At 40.2% G+C, this 17,602-nt stretch carries 11 protein-coding genes; all 11 read right to left on the bottom strand.

Going from position 1 to position 17,602, the window contains the following annotated elements:
• Positions 1-153 precede the first annotated feature (153 nt).
• Positions 154-1,521 carry a nucleoside permease gene (locus O9316_RS11895; RefSeq protein WP_298204204.1) on the bottom strand — a complete coding sequence of 456 codons (1,368 nt, stop codon included), beginning with the start codon at positions 1,519-1,521 and terminating at the stop codon, positions 154-156.
• 65 nt (positions 1,522-1,586) lie between these two features.
• On the bottom strand, positions 1,587-2,279 hold the full coding sequence (gene cmk / locus O9316_RS11890) for a (d)CMP kinase (RefSeq protein ID WP_298204175.1): 693 nt from the start codon (positions 2,277-2,279) through the stop codon (positions 1,587-1,589).
• A gap of 12 nt (positions 2,280-2,291) precedes the next feature.
• Positions 2,292-3,320, bottom strand: coding sequence for a type IX secretion system protein PorQ (porQ, locus tag O9316_RS11885; RefSeq protein ID WP_298204174.1), 1,029 nt, complete (start codon positions 3,318-3,320; stop codon positions 2,292-2,294).
• 124 nt (positions 3,321-3,444) lie between these two features.
• The gene (lon, locus tag O9316_RS11880; protein WP_298204173.1) at positions 3,445-5,898 is read right to left on the bottom strand and encodes an endopeptidase La; all 2,454 of its coding nucleotides are present in this window, start codon (positions 5,896-5,898) and stop codon (positions 3,445-3,447) included.
• Between the two features lie 223 nt (positions 5,899-6,121).
• Positions 6,122-6,697 (bottom strand): lipocalin family protein, encoded by a 576-nt coding sequence (locus O9316_RS11875; protein WP_298204172.1) that lies wholly within the window; start codon positions 6,695-6,697, stop codon positions 6,122-6,124.
• 30 nt (positions 6,698-6,727) lie between these two features.
• A complete protein-coding gene (locus O9316_RS11870) occupies positions 6,728-8,032 on the bottom strand; it encodes an MFS transporter (protein WP_298204171.1) in 1,305 nt (434 codons plus the stop codon).
• A gap of 71 nt (positions 8,033-8,103) precedes the next feature.
• A complete protein-coding gene (locus tag O9316_RS11865; RefSeq protein WP_298204170.1) occupies positions 8,104-8,922 on the bottom strand; it encodes a M48 family metallopeptidase in 819 nt (272 codons plus the stop codon).
• 30 nt (positions 8,923-8,952) lie between these two features.
• Positions 8,953-11,352, bottom strand: coding sequence for a glycoside hydrolase family 31 protein (locus tag O9316_RS11860; RefSeq protein ID WP_298204169.1), 2,400 nt, complete (start codon positions 11,350-11,352; stop codon positions 8,953-8,955).
• 178 nt (positions 11,353-11,530) lie between these two features.
• Positions 11,531-13,438, bottom strand: coding sequence for a 1,4-alpha-glucan branching protein GlgB (gene glgB / locus O9316_RS11855; RefSeq protein WP_298204168.1), 1,908 nt, complete (start codon positions 13,436-13,438; stop codon positions 11,531-11,533).
• Positions 13,439-13,599: 161 nt separating this feature from the next.
• Complete coding sequence (locus O9316_RS11850; protein WP_298204167.1) at positions 13,600-15,222, bottom strand: trehalose synthase; 1,623 nt, start codon at positions 15,220-15,222, stop codon at positions 13,600-13,602.
• A 22-nt stretch (positions 15,223-15,244) separates the two neighbouring features.
• Positions 15,245-17,185 carry an alpha-1,4-glucan--maltose-1-phosphate maltosyltransferase gene (locus O9316_RS11845; protein WP_298204166.1) on the bottom strand — a complete coding sequence of 647 codons (1,941 nt, stop codon included), beginning with the start codon at positions 17,183-17,185 and terminating at the stop codon, positions 15,245-15,247.
• Positions 17,186-17,602: the final 417 nt, after the last annotated feature.

Raw genomic sequence — 17,602 nt, 5'->3', positions numbered from 1 at the left:
TTACGTAAATGATTCAATACCAATTGGAAACTCTTCTTCGCCAAAAGGTGTGCAAAAGTACGTTTTTATTCTTAACCTCAAAACATTTCAAACAGAAAATTAAGCTCTTAGCTACAAAAAACCCTCTCCGAAGAAAGGGTTATCTACTTTTAATTAATGACTTACCTGCGCTACTTCTTCTGGATTGTGTTTGTGCTTGAAGAATACAGCAAATAAAATTGCAATAACAAGCGAATAGGCTGCAAAAGCGAGCCAAATGTTGTGCCAGTCGCGTACTGCAATTAATTTAGACAAAGAGCCATCACTTAATAGTTGTACTTTCTTTTCAGATACAAATTTTTGTAGTAACGGGTTAGAAGCTTCAGTCTGTAAATAATTTGCTAAATCAGAAACTTTAGTAAATTGAAACGTAAAATATTTTTCTATGAGCCATCCTGAGGTAAAACTTCCTAATACTGCACCAAACCCATTGGTCATCATCATAAACAACCCTTGCGCTGAAGAACGTATTTTGGCTGATGTTGAAGTTTCTACGAATAATGACCCTGAAATATTGAAAAAATCAAAAGCCATTCCATACACAATACAAGACAATACAATCATCCACAATCCATCGATAGGATTTCCGTAAGCAAAAAGTCCAAAACGCAAAACCCAAGCCAACATGGATATTAACATGACTTGCTTTATACCAAATCGTTTCAAGAAAAAAGGAATCGCTAAGATGAAAAGCGTCTCTGATATTTGTGAAATAGACATAATAATCGTTGAATATTCAACTACGAATGAATCCGCATATTTTGGAAAATTTTTAAATTCATCCAAAAAAACATCGCCATAGGCATTGGTTAGTTGCAAAGCTCCTCCTAAAAACATGGAAAAAATAAAAAACAACGCCATTTTGTAATTTCCGAAGAGTTTGAACGATTCTAATCCCAACGATTTTTTTTCGCTCTGTGCATGTTGGGGTGGACATTTGGGGAGAGAAAAAGAATACAATCCTAAAACAATGGCACCAATTCCTGCGATATAAAACTGGTATTCAGTAGCTTTACTATCGGTTAGATTTGTAAGCCACATAGCCGCAATAAAACCAATCGTCCCCCACACGCGAATGGGAGGAAAATCTTTCACCACATCGCTATGGGGGCTGTTTTTTAATGCGGTGTATGAAATAGAGTTGGATAACGCAATGGTAGGCATGTAAAAGCTCATGGCCAATAACATCACATAAATGAACGTTGATGGGTCATTTACTTGTGGCAAATAAAATAAAACGGCAGCGTACAACAAATGCAAAACACCATACAGCCGTTCGGCATTTACAAAACGATCGGCAATAATACCCGTTAAAGTGGGCATATACAGGGACGCAATTCCCATAGTTCCGAACACTAAACCAAATTGGGTGCCATCCCATTGGCGTGTTCCAAACCAATAATTAGCTATCGTTATTAACCATGCTCCCCATACAAAAAACTGCATGAAGTTCATGAAAACCAGTCTATTTTTTACACTCATCATCGTTATTCGTTTTGGTTAATCAAGCTCGTAAAGCTACAAGAATTAATGAGATTCACAAAGATTTACATCGATTTCGTTTTGGCTGCAACCCATTCCAACACGAGTTGTAGTTGTTCTTCCCGTCCTAGGTTAGAATTATCCAATTCAATCGCATCGTCTGCCTTTACCAAGGGAGAATCGGCCCGATGGGTATCGATATAATCGCGTTGGTTAACGTTTTGCAAAACCTCTTCATACGTTACCGAATCGCCTTTGGCCTGTAACTCTGCAAAACGCCGTTGTGCCCTCGTTGCTGGACTGGCTGTCATATATATTTTCAATGCCGCATCGGGAAATACCACGGTTCCAATGTCGCGGCCATCCATCACCACGCCTTTTTCTTTTCCCATGGCCTGTTGCTGTTCGACCAACTTAGCGCGAACGGATGAAATTTCAGCGACTTTACTTACTAATGACGAAACCTCTAAGGTGCGGATTTCGCGTTCAACATTGACCCCATTGAGGTACATTTCACCATATCCCAACTCGGAATTAAATACAAAATGTAAGGTAATTTTATCAAGATTAGCGGTTACACCTTCAGCATCTAAATGATTGGGGGAAACGAATCCGTGTTGCATGGCGTACAAGGTAACGGCCCGGTACATGGCTCCTGTATCTACATAAATATAGCCTAATTGTTGTGCCAATTGTTTGGCTAAAGTACTTTTCCCAGTAGAGGAAAATCCGTCGATGGCAATGGTAATTTTTTTCAATAAACTAAAATTTTAATAATCATCTTGCAGGTTTATGGTCAACCCGAACAAACTTGTATTGGCTGCCAGGGTATACCTTGAGTAGGAATAATTAAATTTTAATCGTCCCATTTTTAACCCAAATCCGGCTGAAATTCCCGAAAAATTTCGTTGATCTACAATGCGTAATTCTTCGGCGCGACGGAAATTATATCCCAATCGCAAATTAACACTTTTTCGAGGAAACAATTCAACTCCAAAAATCACATGGCGGAGGGCGTTGTTGATAAAACCAACTTTTTCTTCATTTGAACCTCCATCAATAGTGCCTACGGCTCGATTAGGATTGGAAAAGGCCACATTCCATTGCTGTAAATTTTCTAATGTTAAATGCCAACGAATGGGTACATTATCCAATTCTTGCGAAACACCAATAAGCACTTCCAAAGGCAATCGCTCTCGGGTTCCGGCAAAAGTGGTGATTTGGGTACCCACATTTCGAACCGAAAGCGCCCAATTGACATCGTTGCGTTCGTCGATAAACAAAAATCCAAAATCGGCTGCAGCTCCAAACGAGCTGTACGATTCTAACGTTGAAGAAATAAGTTTGGCATTGGCTCCCAAATAAATACTCGTAAAAGGAATATTGTACGCATACCCTAAAGAGAGTGCCATTTCACTTCCTGTAAACGTATTGGTGGGTGTCCCGAATTCGTCATACCCTTCAAAAGAACCGTAGTTGACATAGTTTACCCCAGCGTGAAATGTTTGAATATGACGGTCATACGTATAAGCATACGCGGCTGTACCATACGTCACTTCACCAAAAAGACTGCCATAATTTACCGCCAAATGATTGTCCATTTCTGGATTGATCGTGGCTGGATTGAATAACGCTTGATTAACATCGGAATCATAAAGGGTAATCACCTTTCCGCCCAAAGCTGCTTGTCGCGGTGAGGTCACTAAATTAAGAAACTGATATACCGAACGACCGCCCACTTGACTCCATCCAAGGGAGGTACAAAGCAGCACACATAAAAGTTGCAGTTTAGGGGTCATAGTTTTGAACAACACTCAGGGTATAACGGAAATGCGAAGATATTATTTTTAACGGGACTCAGAAAATCACGCCAAAAAAAAGCGCCAGGATTTCCCAGCGCTATTTTGTTAAAAAAGGGATTGATTAAGCGATCGCTTTGGCATTTTTTACTTTTTGAGTCGTCAGCGCCAAAGTAATGACTTCTTGCATCTCTTTTACATAATGAAAAGTCAACCCTTTTAGGTATTCGGTATTGATTTCATTGATGTCACTTTCATTTTCGTGACATAAAATAATCTCTTTAATATTGGCTCTTTTGGCTGCCAAGATTTTTTCTTTAATGCCACCAACGGGTAAAACTTTCCCACGCAGCGTAATCTCACCGGTCATGGCCAAACTTTTCTTGACTTTTCGCTGGGTAAGCAATGAAACAATAGAGGTCAACATTGCGATACCGGCACTGGGTCCATCTTTCGGTGTGGCCCCTTCGGGTACATGGAGGTGAATGTTGTACTTGCCAATAACATCTTGATCCAAACCAAATAACTCGGCATTGGCTTTGATATATTCTAACGCAATAGTCGCTGATTCTTTCATTACATTCCCCAAGTTTCCGGTCAAAGTTAGACTCCCTTTCCCTTTCGAAATCGATGATTCAATGAATAAAATATCGCCTCCCACCGAAGTCCAAGCCAAGCCGGTTACAACGCCAGCCACCTCATTACCTTCCGCTTTATCGCGTTCCAATTTGGGAGCCCCTAAAATCGTCACTACATCTTCATCGGTCAATTTCACATTATAGGCTTCTTCTAGCGCAATAGATTTGGCAGCATTGCGTATAACTTGAGCGATTTTTTGTTCTAATCCGCGCACACCTGACTCACGGGTGTAGCCTTCTACGATTTTTTCTAACTGTCGTTTCCCAATTGTTAAATCCTTTGATGTTAACCCATGCTCTTTTAACTGTTTGGGAACCAAATGTTGACGTGCAATTTCGACTTTTTCTTCAATCGTGTAGCCCGACATTTGAATCACTTCCATACGGTCACGTAAGGCAGGTTGTATGGTCGACATTGTATTGGAAGTAGCAATAAACATCACTTTCGACAAATCGTAACCCATTTCGAGGAAATTGTCATAGAACGAATTATTCTGCTCGGGATCTAAAACCTCTAATAAAGCTGACGAAGGATCGCCGTTGTGGCTTATGGAGAGTTTATCGATTTCATCTAAAATAAAAACGGGATTAGATGTTCCTGCTTTCTTGATGTTTTGAATAATACGACCCGGCATCGCTCCAATATAAGTTTTACGATGCCCCCGAATTTCAGCTTCATCGCGCAAACCTCCGAGTGAAATACGAACGTACTCGCGCCCAAGTGCTTCTGCAATGGATCGACCAATCGACGTCTTCCCTACCCCTGGAGGTCCGGTTAAACACAAAATCGGTGATTTCATATCGTTTCGAAGCTTCAAAACGGCCAAGTGTTCAATAATTCGTTTTTTAACATCCTCCAATCCAAAATGATCGCGGTCTAGTATTTTTTGGGCATTTTTTAAATCAAATTTATCTTTGGAAAAATGCTCCCAAGGTAAATCAAGAATCAATTCCAAATAATTGCGTTGAATCCCAAAATCAGGGGATTGCGGATTCATACGTTGGAATTTCGAAAACTCTTTTTCAAAATTTTTAGCCGTTTTCTCGTCCCATTTTTTGGCTTTGGCACGTTGCCGCATTTCTTCAAATTCTTGCTCATACGTCACCCCACCCAATTCTTCCTGAATGGTTTTCATTTGTTGGTGCAAGAAATACTCTCGTTGTTGTTGGTCAAGGTCGATTCGAACTTTGGTTTGAATGTCGTTTTTGAGTTCTAGCTTTTGCAACTCAACATTCATATACTTCAACGTTTCCAGCGCACGTTCTTTCAAAACGTTCATTTCCAACAAATTTTGCTTCTCTTGAACCGACAAATTCATGTTGGAAGAAATAAAATTGATGAGAAACGATTGGCTTTCAATATTCTTGATGGCAAAGGTTGCTTCGGTGGGAATATTCGGACTTTCCTTGATAATTTCGATGGCCAATTCACGCATTGAATCGATGATGGCATTGAATTCAGTATCGTAAACACCTGGGCGTTTCTCAGGAACTTCTTTGATGTCGGCTTTAAAATAGGGTCGTTCTGAAATCATGGCATCGATTTCAAAACGCTTTTTCCCTTGAAGAATAACTGTTACATTCCCATCGGGCATTTTAAGTACGCGTAAAATACGTGCAACAGTTCCAATAGGATAGATATCATTTATTGAAGGATCTTCGATTTCTTCATTCTTTTGCGCCACAACGCCAATGATTTTGTCGCCTGCATTGGCATCATTGATCAGTTTAATGGACTTATCACGACCGGCTGTGATTGGGATAACAACCCCCGGGAAAAGAACCGTATTGCGCAAAGGAAGTATAGGGAGCGTCTTGGGCAAGTCCTCATTGGCCATTTCCTCCTCATCTTCGGGAGTCATAAGCGGAATCATTTCCGCATCGGCGTTGAAGTCCTGCAAGGACAAACTGTCAAAAGAGATAAGTTTTTGATTCGACATAATGGCTTTTTGTCAAAATGACATTTAAATATTAACAATTCCGTAAACAAAGGTAGGAGATGCTGTGGCAAAACCCAACAAAAAATCGACATATAACCTAGAAAAACCCATTAAATAAAGGCTTTTTGCTATTCATCGATGTTTTCATCAGAAAAAGGTCAACATTTATGCCATAAAACAAAAAACCGCCAAAGTGGCGGTTTGTAAACTAAATATGGTTAAATTATTGTTTTGTATAAATAAAGGTAATATCGGAATTCAAATAGATAGGATTACCTCCAGTGGATCCTACAATTGATCCATCTTCAATAACCATAACCAAAGTATTTCCAACAACAGTAAATTCATCTATATTAGGAACGCCACCCTCTGTATAAGACAACCTTAAAGTATTTCCTTGTATAGTCCAATTTCCATTGATATCCGGATCTTCAAAACAAGCTAATTGGGTCGTATTTAAATCAATTTCAATCCCTTTGGTATCCGCTGTAAAAGTTCCATTAGTATTTAATGTCAAAAGAGAATTATTAAAGCAATTGGTTTCAGACATTTGATTAATAGATGCCGTTCCGTCGTTGTTAAGATCCGTTGGCACACTAGTATTAAAGGCTGTTAAAATATATGTACCCGTGATCGCACTTCCACTTCCACCGCCGTTTCCACCTCCATTACCCCCACTACCGCCTCCACCGGGATTGTTAGCTGCATTAGCTAAAGCCGCAGGATCCACGGGCTCAACATCACAAGAGTAAAAAGATAATGCAAATACAGCTAAGGCTAGGAAACTTATTTTTTTCATTGTTGTTAAAATTTTTTCAAATATATAAAATTAGTTTTTCAGATTTACATTTTTAGGTACGCGAAGCAATAGAATCAAACCTACTACAAAAAATAGTCCAAGAAAAACGATAGCATTGCGCATGGAGCCCGTAATTTGATCGATAATGCCATAGAGGGTCATTCCGATAACAATCCCTACTTTTTCGGTGACATCATAAAAACTAAAAAACGAAGCCGTATCGTCGGTTTCGGGCAATAATTTTGAATACGTTGACCGGGCCAGTGATTGAATACCGCCCATAACCAAACCTACAAATCCAGCTGTAGCATAGAAATGAATGGGTAAGGTTATAAAATAGGCAAAGCAACAAAGCACTGCCCAAAAAGCACAGAGAAAAATCAAGGTGCTAATGTTGCCGTACTTCTCAGAAGCCCTCGAAGTGAGAAAAGCGCCCAAGACAGCTACCAATTGAATCAATAAAATACTGATGATTAATCCCGTTGTTTTTTGGCTTGGATTTTCCCACTGCACTTCGGTAGCTCCGAAATACGTAGCGACTAGCATCACGGTTTGAACCGCCATGATAAACACAAAATAACTGTTCAAATAACGTTTCAAGGGTAGGTTTTGTTGCATTTGCTTCCATACCTGTTTCAACTCGTGAAAGCCTTTAAAAATAAAATCTTTTGTTAGCGGTACATTCGTACGGTTGCCTTTGGGTAAATAATAGTAGGTTATATGACTAAATCCAATCCACCAAACACCCACCATTATAAACGAGTATTTCATCATGGCGATTTTCTCCATCCCTTCTACCGACATCACCATGGCCAAATTGACAATGAGTAATATCGTACTCCCAATGTAGCCCATTGAAAATCCGCGTGCACTTACCCTGTCTTGTTGTTCAGGAAATGCAATATCGGGCAGGTACGAATTGTAAAATACTAAACTCGCCCAGAATCCGATGAGTCCAAAGAAATAAAAGACATATCCAAGGGTTAGATTCTCGATATCAAACCAATACAATCCAATACAGGACAACCCGCCCATGTAGCAGAAAAAGCGTAAAAAAGACTTCTTGTTTCCCAAGTAGTCTGCAATTCCTGACAAAAAAGGCGAACAAATAGCCACCCAAATAAAGGCAAAAGCCGTAACGAAAGATATCATTGCGGTGGCTTTAATTTCATATCCTAGAAATAGTGCATTTTTTTGGTTGGCCAATTCAAAGATTTGCTCGTAATAAATTGGAAAAATGGCAGAAGCAATGACTAAGCTATACACCGAGTTGGCCCAATCATAGAATGCCCATGCGTTCAACAACTTAGGGTGGCCTTTAGGAAGATTTGACATAACGAATGAATACAATTAAAAAAGTCATCACAACCACTGCGATGACTTCAAATATAGAAGAATAAAATGATTTATTTAAAGCTAACTCCGAATTTTGCAGCTTCGGTTTTAACGGCAGGTAACAATTCACGAATTTGCGCCATACGGGTTGCGTCAGAGGGGTGTGTACTCAAAAACTCCGGAGGGGCTTGTCCTCCCGACTTAGCACCCATGCGCTCCCAAAACGGAATGGCTTCCTCGGGATTGTAGCCCGCTATGGCCATCAGTAAAAGTCCGATTTTATCAGCTTCACTTTCATGCTTACGACTAAAGGGCATCATTCCTCCTACTTGCGTAGTAACTCCGTAAGCGGTCATGGCGAGTTGTTGCGTTTCTGCCGATTTATTTCCTACAGCAGCTCCAACACCAATGGCTCCCAATTGTTGTAATAATCCTGCGCTCATCCGTTGTTGGCCGTGGTTGCATAAAGCATGAGCCACTTCATGCCCCATAACCGTTGCCAAGCCTGCGTCGGTTTGCGTGATTGGAAGAATACCCGTATAAAACACAATTTTTCCTCCTGGCATACACCATGCATTGACTTCTTTACTGTCTACCAAACGGAATTCCCATTGGTAATCTTTAAGGTATTCGGGATGCCCATTGGCCTGCAACCAACGTTCGGCGGCCACTTTAATTTTTGTCCCAATTTGCTCTACTTTACGGGCTTCTGGTGTATTGGTCACCACTTTGTTTTCGGACAAAAACTGACTATACTGTTGAAAAGAAGAGGGCAATATTTCACTATTCGGCACAAAAGCCATGGTGCTTTTTCCTGTAAAAGGATTGGTAGCACACGCTGCAACGAGTAAAATTGCAACAAATCCAGAGGTTAACTTTTTGTAATTCATGGGCCCAAATTTTACACAAAAATACAAAACTTACACTCCAATGATATGCAATTCAGTGAAATCCTTGTCGATGACAATTCCTTCAGCTACATTAATGGCCTCTTTGTCAAAAAGGATTTTTTCATTGTCAATTTCAATTCCTTTTACTTCAAATGGCAATCCAATCACTTGAATGGTAATGGTTTGATATTGCGTTTCAAAAGACCCCTCTTGATGTTGTGTGATAAAAAGTTCGTTTTCTTTTCCGTTTAGGCTAAACGTTTTGTAGCTGTAACGTCCTTTGGTGTAATCATACCCATCTTGTGCATCTTCAAAGACATACGATTTTTCTTTCCCTAATTTAAAATATACCTCCAAACGCAATTCGGGACATTCGATTTGTCCCACATATTGTTGAACGGGATATTTAGGAATAATAGCTCCTTCTTTGATAAAGATTGGAATTTGGTCAAAATCGGTGCTTACCCACAACTCTCGTTTTCCACGAACTAATTCTTGTGTCCAATAGTTATACCAGTTGCCTTGTGGTAAATACAAGCGTCGTCCTTGTGCATTGGGTTCTAAAATAGGACAGACAAAAATCTGATTTCCAAATAAAAACTCATCTGTTCGGTAATGCGTTTGGGGATCTTCTTGATCAAAATACACCAAGGGTTTCAACATCGGAATTCCGTCATTGATATAGTGCCAAAACATGGTATAGAGATACGGTAATAATTGGTAGCGTAGTTCGACAAATTTTCGTGTAATTTCAATGACTTCATCCCCAAAACTCCAAGGTTCCTGATCACCATGGTGTCCCGAAGAGTGGGTACGACAAAAGGGGTGAAACACGCCCAATTGAATCCAACGCGCATACAATTCCGCACTGGGTTGTTCGGCAAATCCTCCGATATCGCTCCCTGTAAAGCCCATTCCTGAAATGGACATACGTTGCATTTGTACATTGGCAATCCATAAATGTTCCCAAGTAGCCACATTATCACCGGTCCAAGAAGAAGTGTAGCGTTGTGCTCCAGAATATGCTGACCGGGTAATGATAAACGGACGCTTGGGGAAAGCAAATCGCTTCACGCCTTCGTAGGTTGCCCGAGCCATTTGGGTTCCGTAGATATTGTGGGCTTTGCGGTGACTGCAATTGTTGCCATCATAATTGTGACGAACATCTAGCGGGAAAGTTTTGGTGGGTACTTCCATGACTGCGGGTTCGTTCATATCGTTCCACACGCCTTTCACTCCAATTTCGGCAATCAACTCCTTAAACAATCCAGCCCACCACTCACGCACTTCAGGATTGGTGTAATCGGGAAAATTACATTCACCGGGCCACACTTTTCCTTTCATATAGGGACCATCGGCACGTTTACAGAAATAATCTTTTTCAAGCGCTTCTTTATACACCCAATAATCATTATCAATTTTTATCCCGGGATCAATGATAACTACTGTTTTAAATCCGTCTTTGGCCAATTCTTGCACCATTCGCTTAGGTTCTGGAAAGTAGTCTTTACTCCATGTAAAACAGCGGAAACCCTCCATATAATCAATATCGAGATAGATGGCATCACAGGGAATTTGAAGTTCGCGAAACTTTGACGTAATCTCTTTTACCTTAGCTTCGGGATAATAACTCCATTTGCATTGATGATAACCTAGCGTCCAAAGGGGGGGCAATTCTGGTTTTCCGGTCAAATGGGTATAGGTAGTGACCACATCGCTCATTTTGGGTCCGTAAATGAAATAATAATTCATTTCGCCCCCATCGGCCCAAAAGCTTGTAACCCCTTTTCGTTCGTGACTAAAATCAAAAAAGGAACGGAAGGTGTTGTCAAAGAAAATGCCATAAGCCTTAGTATTACGAAGACCAATGTAAAATGGGACAACTTTGTATAAAGGTTCTTGATCTTTATGAAATGCATATTGGTCGGTAGCCCAGTTTTCGAGGCGTTTGCCTTTTAAGTTCAAATGGGTTGCTTTGTCCCCTAATCCATAGAAACTTTCACCTTCGGGCGACATTTTGCTCATTTTAACGATATTGCCGCCAAATTCATAGGATTCTTCCCAATGAAAACCCAACTCATCTTCGACAATCGGAGTGCCGTCGAGTTCATAAATCCCTACACGAGCACTTTGCTTTTGTACGATGACATATACTTTGCTCGTTTGTAATTTAAAATGATCGTCAAACTCGGTCAACTCGAGCACATTGTAACCGTGAGACTGACTTTTGTCAATAGCATAGGAGAAATCATTACTAAAATACCCTTTGGCCGTGAATCGGAAACGAATCATGCTATCACGCAAAACGGTAACGCGCATGATCACATTGTTATCGGTAAAGAAATCGATAGAATCAACTTCTTTAGTATAGGAGGTTATTGTGGACGGAAATAAATCGCCTTTATACTCAAGTTCGGTATTAATAATCATAAGAATGCAAATGTAAAAGTGCCAAATTTACAAAGTTGAAAGCGATAAATTAACACCCTAATATTCTTATTTTTAACTACAACGTTTGCGGTGTGAATAGCTTTTGACTGTTTCTAAAATAGACCAAAAAAGTCCGAGGGGAATCGGACTTTTTTTTGAGACTATTTCCATGTTGACACTACGAAAGTGTAAAAACGACCATGCCTAAAGGAGGTAATTTAATTTCGGCAGAACATTCACGTCCGTTCCAGGGAAGTTTTTCTATTTTGACCGGTTGGTGATGTACCACATTGCTTCCTCCGTATTCGGATTTATCGGAGTTGAAAAGCTCTTTCAACTTACCCGTTTTCGGAATCCCAATACGGTACTGCTCATGCACAACCGGGGTCATATTACAAACGATAATGACGAACTCTTTTTCTTTTGTTCCTTTGCGGATGTAGGCCAAGACTGAATTTTCGTTATCGCTATAATTAATCCACTCAAATCCCTCGGCGGAAAATTGTTTTTCATACAATGCCGGAGTATTGCGGTATAAAGCATTTAAATCGGTGATACACTGTTTGATTCCTTTGTGGTACTCGTATTGTAGCAAATGCCATTCCAGGCTTTGTTCAAAATTCCATTCGCCACTTTGGCCAAATTCACTACCCATAAACAGCAATTTTGTACCGGGATGGGTAAACATATAGCCATACAGTAAACGAAGATTGGCAAATCGTTGCCATTCATCACCGGTCATACGCCCCAAAATTGAATGCTTTCCATACACCACTTCATCATGTGACAAGGGCAACATGAAGTTCTCGGTAAAGGCATAAGTCATGGAGAACGTGATGTCGTTTTGGTGGTATTTTCGGTAAATAGGTTCTTTTTTAAAATACTGTAAAGTATCATGCATCCAGCCCATCATCCATTTCATACCAAAACCTAAACCTCCCAAGAAAGTGGGGCGTGATACCATTGGAAAACTAGTACTTTCCTCGGCAATAGTTTGCACATCGGGAAACATTTGATAAACAGCTTCGTTGAAATCCTTGAGGAAGCTAATCGTTTCGAGATTTTCTCTTCCCCCATAGATATTGGGCTCCCACTCCCCGTCTTTTCTTGAATAATCCAAATACAACATTGAGGCTACCGCATCTACGCGTAAACCGTCGGCGTGGTAATGTTGTAACCAAAAGATAGCATTACTTATCAAGAACGACCGGACTTCATTGCGACCGTAATTGAAAATCAAACTTTTCCAATCGGGGTGATAGCCTTTACGAATATCGGGATGTTCATACAGATGTGAACCATCAAAAAAGCCGAGCCCATGGGCATCACTGGGAAAATGCGACGGTACCCAATCGAGAATCACGCCTATCCCTGCTTGGTGCAATTTATCGACCAAGAACATAAAATCTTGAGGTTTGCCAAAACGTGACGTTGGCGCAAAATAGCCGACCAGCTGATAGCCCCATGAGGGATCAAAAGGATATTCCATGATGGGCATAAACTCCACATGGGTAAATCCGGTTTCTTTCACATAATTCACTAGATCCTCGGCGAGCTCGATATAACTCAGCGATCGATTTTGTTCGAGGTTGCGTTTCCACGATCCCAAATGCACTTCATATACCGACATTGGTTTGTCTAAACCGTTGTGGTTGGCACGATTTTTCATCCAAGTGGCATCTTTCCATTTATAAGTCAAATCCCAAACTACCGAGGCAGTATGTGGTGGTGTTTCACAATACAGCGCAAAGGGATCGGCTTTTTCGGTGATTTGGTCGCCGTAGTTGGATTGTATTTTGAATTTGTATTTGGTGCCTTTATCGATACCGGGAATGAAACCTTCCCAGATGCCCGAACTGTCCCAACGCACTTGTAGCGGATGCTGGCCTTCTACCCAATAGTTGAAATCGCCAATCACGGACACATTTTTGGCGGAGGGTGCCCAAACGGCAAAATAGCATCCTTGAACGCCGTTGACTTCGAGAAGGTGGGCGCCTAGTTTTTCATAGAGTTTAAAATGTTTACCGGCTTTGAACAAATCGATGTCGAAATCGGTAAAGAGGGAGTGGTGTTGTACTGGGTTCATGTGGTGTGAGACCTAACAGGTTTTTGAAACATGTTAGGTTTTATGATTAATAAATTATATTTCTTTTTAGCCCGGATAGTAGCGGCATCCTCACGGAGTTTTCGGAGTGAGATACAGCGAATAGCCGGAACGGGGTTCGGTTGAAAGTTAGGGTTATGCTCCTAATAATTCATAATACTCTGAATACCGCGCAACGGAATCACCGCCCATCGGGGTCGAGAATTTAGCTCATAACCCAACTCATAAACTGCTTTCTCGAGCAGACAGTATTTCAATAGAAATTCGATTTCTTGACTATAACCGATATTAAGATTTCCAGCTTGTACTTTTTCGATATACGTATCCAAAAAGGCACCGACCAAGTAACGGAATAGCAATTCGGCTGCGTCAAACAATTCCTCCTGTTCTTGTGGGTACTTGTCGCGGTTGTTGAAAATGGTCGCATAGATAGCATAATGAAATGAGCGAAACATACCCGCGACATCTTTAAGAGGGGGCTGTTTCACTTTCCGGTCGCGGATAGTACTTTCGGGTTCGCCCTCAAAATCAAGGATGTAGAAATCATCGCCATTGACAAGGACTTGCCCCAAATGATAATCGCCGTGTATACGGATGCGTTCGGACTTCATTTTGGTCCAATCGAAATCCACAAAATGCTTACGAATCAGCTTTTTATGTTCAAGAAACTGATGGGCTAGTTCAAGTGCTAATCCGTCAAGTTTGTGCAAACTATTTTCAATAATATTTAAGCGATTTTGAAATTGATACAACAAACGATTCTTCAACCAAACCGAATAATCGCCATTGTAACGCGTGGGAGTAAAAGCGGTGTCGTGACTATCCCCTCCAAGCGCCACATGCATTTCTGCTGTTCGGAGTGCCAACGTTTGAATGCGTAAAAAAAGACTCAGTCCTACCCAATCAATGATTTCAGGTGGAATTTCTTGAATTTTCAAACGCTTAAACATAGGAATTTGGGGCAGCTTGCTAACTTTGATTTTTTTTCGTGTTAACGTATCAAACACCGTATCCAAATGATCAAGCATGAATTTCCAAGCATCGCCTTGATTGGGTACCAATTCTTGCATTAATCCTAAGGTTATATTCCCTTCTGGAAGCGCAAGATTGATACTTCCCGTATAGGCTGGAGTGTTTTTGTATTCCATGCGCTCGGTCAAGAAGCGACTGATTTCATAATCGGGATTGGTACTCACATAAATACGACGGAAAATTTTTAACACAAAACTGTCGTTGTACACTATGGAAGTATTACTTTGCTCAACCCCCATGAATTTAGAGGATTTATAGGCCACATCACCCAAATGCATCCCTTTGTGAAACACAAGTTTAAACTCCTTATTATGGGTCGATTGCGCAATATTTTCATAGAGTAATTTTCGAAAATCCTCTTGATGCAATGCATCGACTAAATAGCCGTCGATGTGTGCAAACCGTGCGGGAGAAATGATGGTGCTTGTATCCAATTCATCCGAGGTCATAAAAGCAATAGGCATGAAATAATGTTGGAAAAAGGCTTCCTTAAAATTGACTTCCAATAAAACGCCATAATAGGTGTTTTTCTTTGAGGTAATTTTAAAATGATCTACCACTTCAATGTACTTAAGTGTACTTGATTTTCCGCCATACCAACGCTTGTTGATGATGTAATTCTCTAAAATGTCGGAAGAGAAAACTTTGATAAACTCATCATCGTTGAAGGCGTTTTTCCATTCACTCTTAAAAGCAAATGGAGTGGCGAAAGTTTCCTGATTGTCCAATTTCATGGCCTAGACGTTTTTGTTCGGGTTATTTGATAATTTTAAATAAATGGAATGGTAAAGCTGAATGCAACTCCACAAAATTCCACTCCTTGTCCCAATGATAACTGTTTCCAGTAATCAAATCGATCACTGTAATCGAATGTCCCTCACTGACCCCCAAAGTGGTAAGCGGCAGACGAACCCAAGCTTGTTTGGTGTAATAGGCGTCCAAACTAGCAATCATCAGTAATTCATTGGTTTTTGCATCGTCATATTTATAGTAGGCAATGATTTGGTCGTTATCAGTATCGCAAAATTCGATATTGTTGGTTTGTTGTAAGGCAGCATTTTCGTGACGAATACTATTTATTTTGGTGATTAACAGCGTTATTTTATTCTCCTGTTGCCAATTCCAATGTCTAATTTGATACTTTTCACTGTCATAATATTCCTCTTTACCTGGGACCGCATCGGAAACCATAAACTCAAATACAGGTCCGTAAATACCCACTGAGGAGCTAAGTGTCGCTGCCAAAAAATACTTTTGTAAATACATACTCTCATTGGCACCTTGTAATGCAAACGGATTGATATCGGGCGTATTAGGCCAGAAATTTGGTCGGAAAAATTCCTTTTGATTCGTTTGCGTAAGTTCTGTTACATAATCTTGAAGTTCTGACTTTGAATTACGCCAAGTAAAATAGGTATACGACTGTGTGAATCCTTGTTTGGCTAATTCGTGCATGATTTTAGGACGAGTAAAGGCTTCCGATAAAAACAGTACATCAGGATGCTTTTTCTTCACTTCTGCGATTAGCCAACCCCAGAAATAAAAAGGTTTTGTATGGGGATTATCTACACGATAAACACGAATTCCACACTCTTCAATCCAATATAGAGCACAGCTCAAAAGTTCGTTCCAAAGATTTTTCCAATCTGTGGTTTCAAAATAAATAGGAAGAATATCTTGGTATTTTTTAGGAGGATTCTCAGCATATTGCACCGTTCCATCGGGACGCCATTTAAACCATTGCGGATGCTCTTTAACCCATGGATGATCGGGGGCAGCTTGTAAAGCAAAATCCATCGCAACTTCAATTCCAAGCGATTGTGCCGAAGATACAAGCAATTTAAAATCTTCTAGAGACCCTAACTCAGGATGGAGCGATTTATGACCCCCATGATGGGAACCAATACCCCATGGGGAACCGACATCGCCGGGAACTGCATCTGTGGCATTGTTTTTTCCTTTGCGATTGACTTCCCCTATAGGATGCACAGGAGGAAAATACAAGGTATCAAATCCCATTTTTGCTACGCGAGGCAATAAAGCTTCACAATCCTTAAACGTACCGTGTTGTCCAGGGGTTGAAGACGCAGATCGAGGAAAAAATTCATACCATGTGCTATACAACGCTTTCTTTCGATCTACATAAACAGAATACTCCTGCGACTGATTCGCCAATAGTTTTGTAGGATACTTTTTAAAAACAGCTTTGAGTTCCTCTGAAATAGCGGCTTTTATAGATTCATTATAATATTTTTCATCCGAAAACCACGTTGTTAATTCCAACAAATATTTTTTTTCTGAGGCCGACACTAGTTTTAACAACGATTGAATGTACTCAACTCCCTCAAGTAATTCTGATTTCACATATTGATGATCGTTGATTTTCTTGGTAATGCCATACTGCCAGTTCAAGGCGTAATCAACCCAAGCTTCCACAAAATAACTATATTTCCCTTGCTTTTCAACCGTAAATTGTCCCGAAAATACATCATTTGGAAGCGCATGCATTCGAACTTCCGTCCACTTTTTGTCTTTCTCAAATTTATATTGAATGGCGGCTTCCAAAACATCATGCCCGTCGGCCAAAACATCGGCTGTTACTTGTACCGATTGCCCAACAATTCGTTTTATTGGAAAGATTCCGTTATCTACTTGAGGTACTATATTTTCTAAGATAACACGTCTTTGATTTTGCATTATTATGTCTTTTTATGAACTTTTTAAATTTAGGAAAAAAACATATAATGCAAACACGAAGATTCAAATTTATGGATATTTTAAAAAACAGTAAGCTAATGAAACTGATATTGTCAAATGTGAAGCAAATGAAGTAAAATTAATCAGTTTTTGAATTAGTCACCAATTTACCATGACCTGCATTACATATTCTGCGCCCAAAATCAATATTCATGCAGCCCGAGTTTCTAAAGATATACATTCTAGATAGGTTAAGGTTACTTAAACATTTATAATTCATAACTCATAATTCATAACTCATAATTCATTTGCGCCGCACCGATAAAAAAAATGAGGCCCTTCAACTTGAAGGGCCTCACTAAAAACAAGGCGGCGGTTCGACCGTAGGGACACGCCGCACCGATAAAAAAAAGAGTC

This window comes from Flavobacterium sp., from assembly GCF_027533505.1.
Taxonomy (GTDB): domain Bacteria; phylum Bacteroidota; class Bacteroidia; order Flavobacteriales; family Flavobacteriaceae; genus Flavobacterium.
The sequence above is the reverse complement of the archived record's forward strand: the minus strand, read 5'-3'. Positions and strand labels throughout refer to the sequence as shown.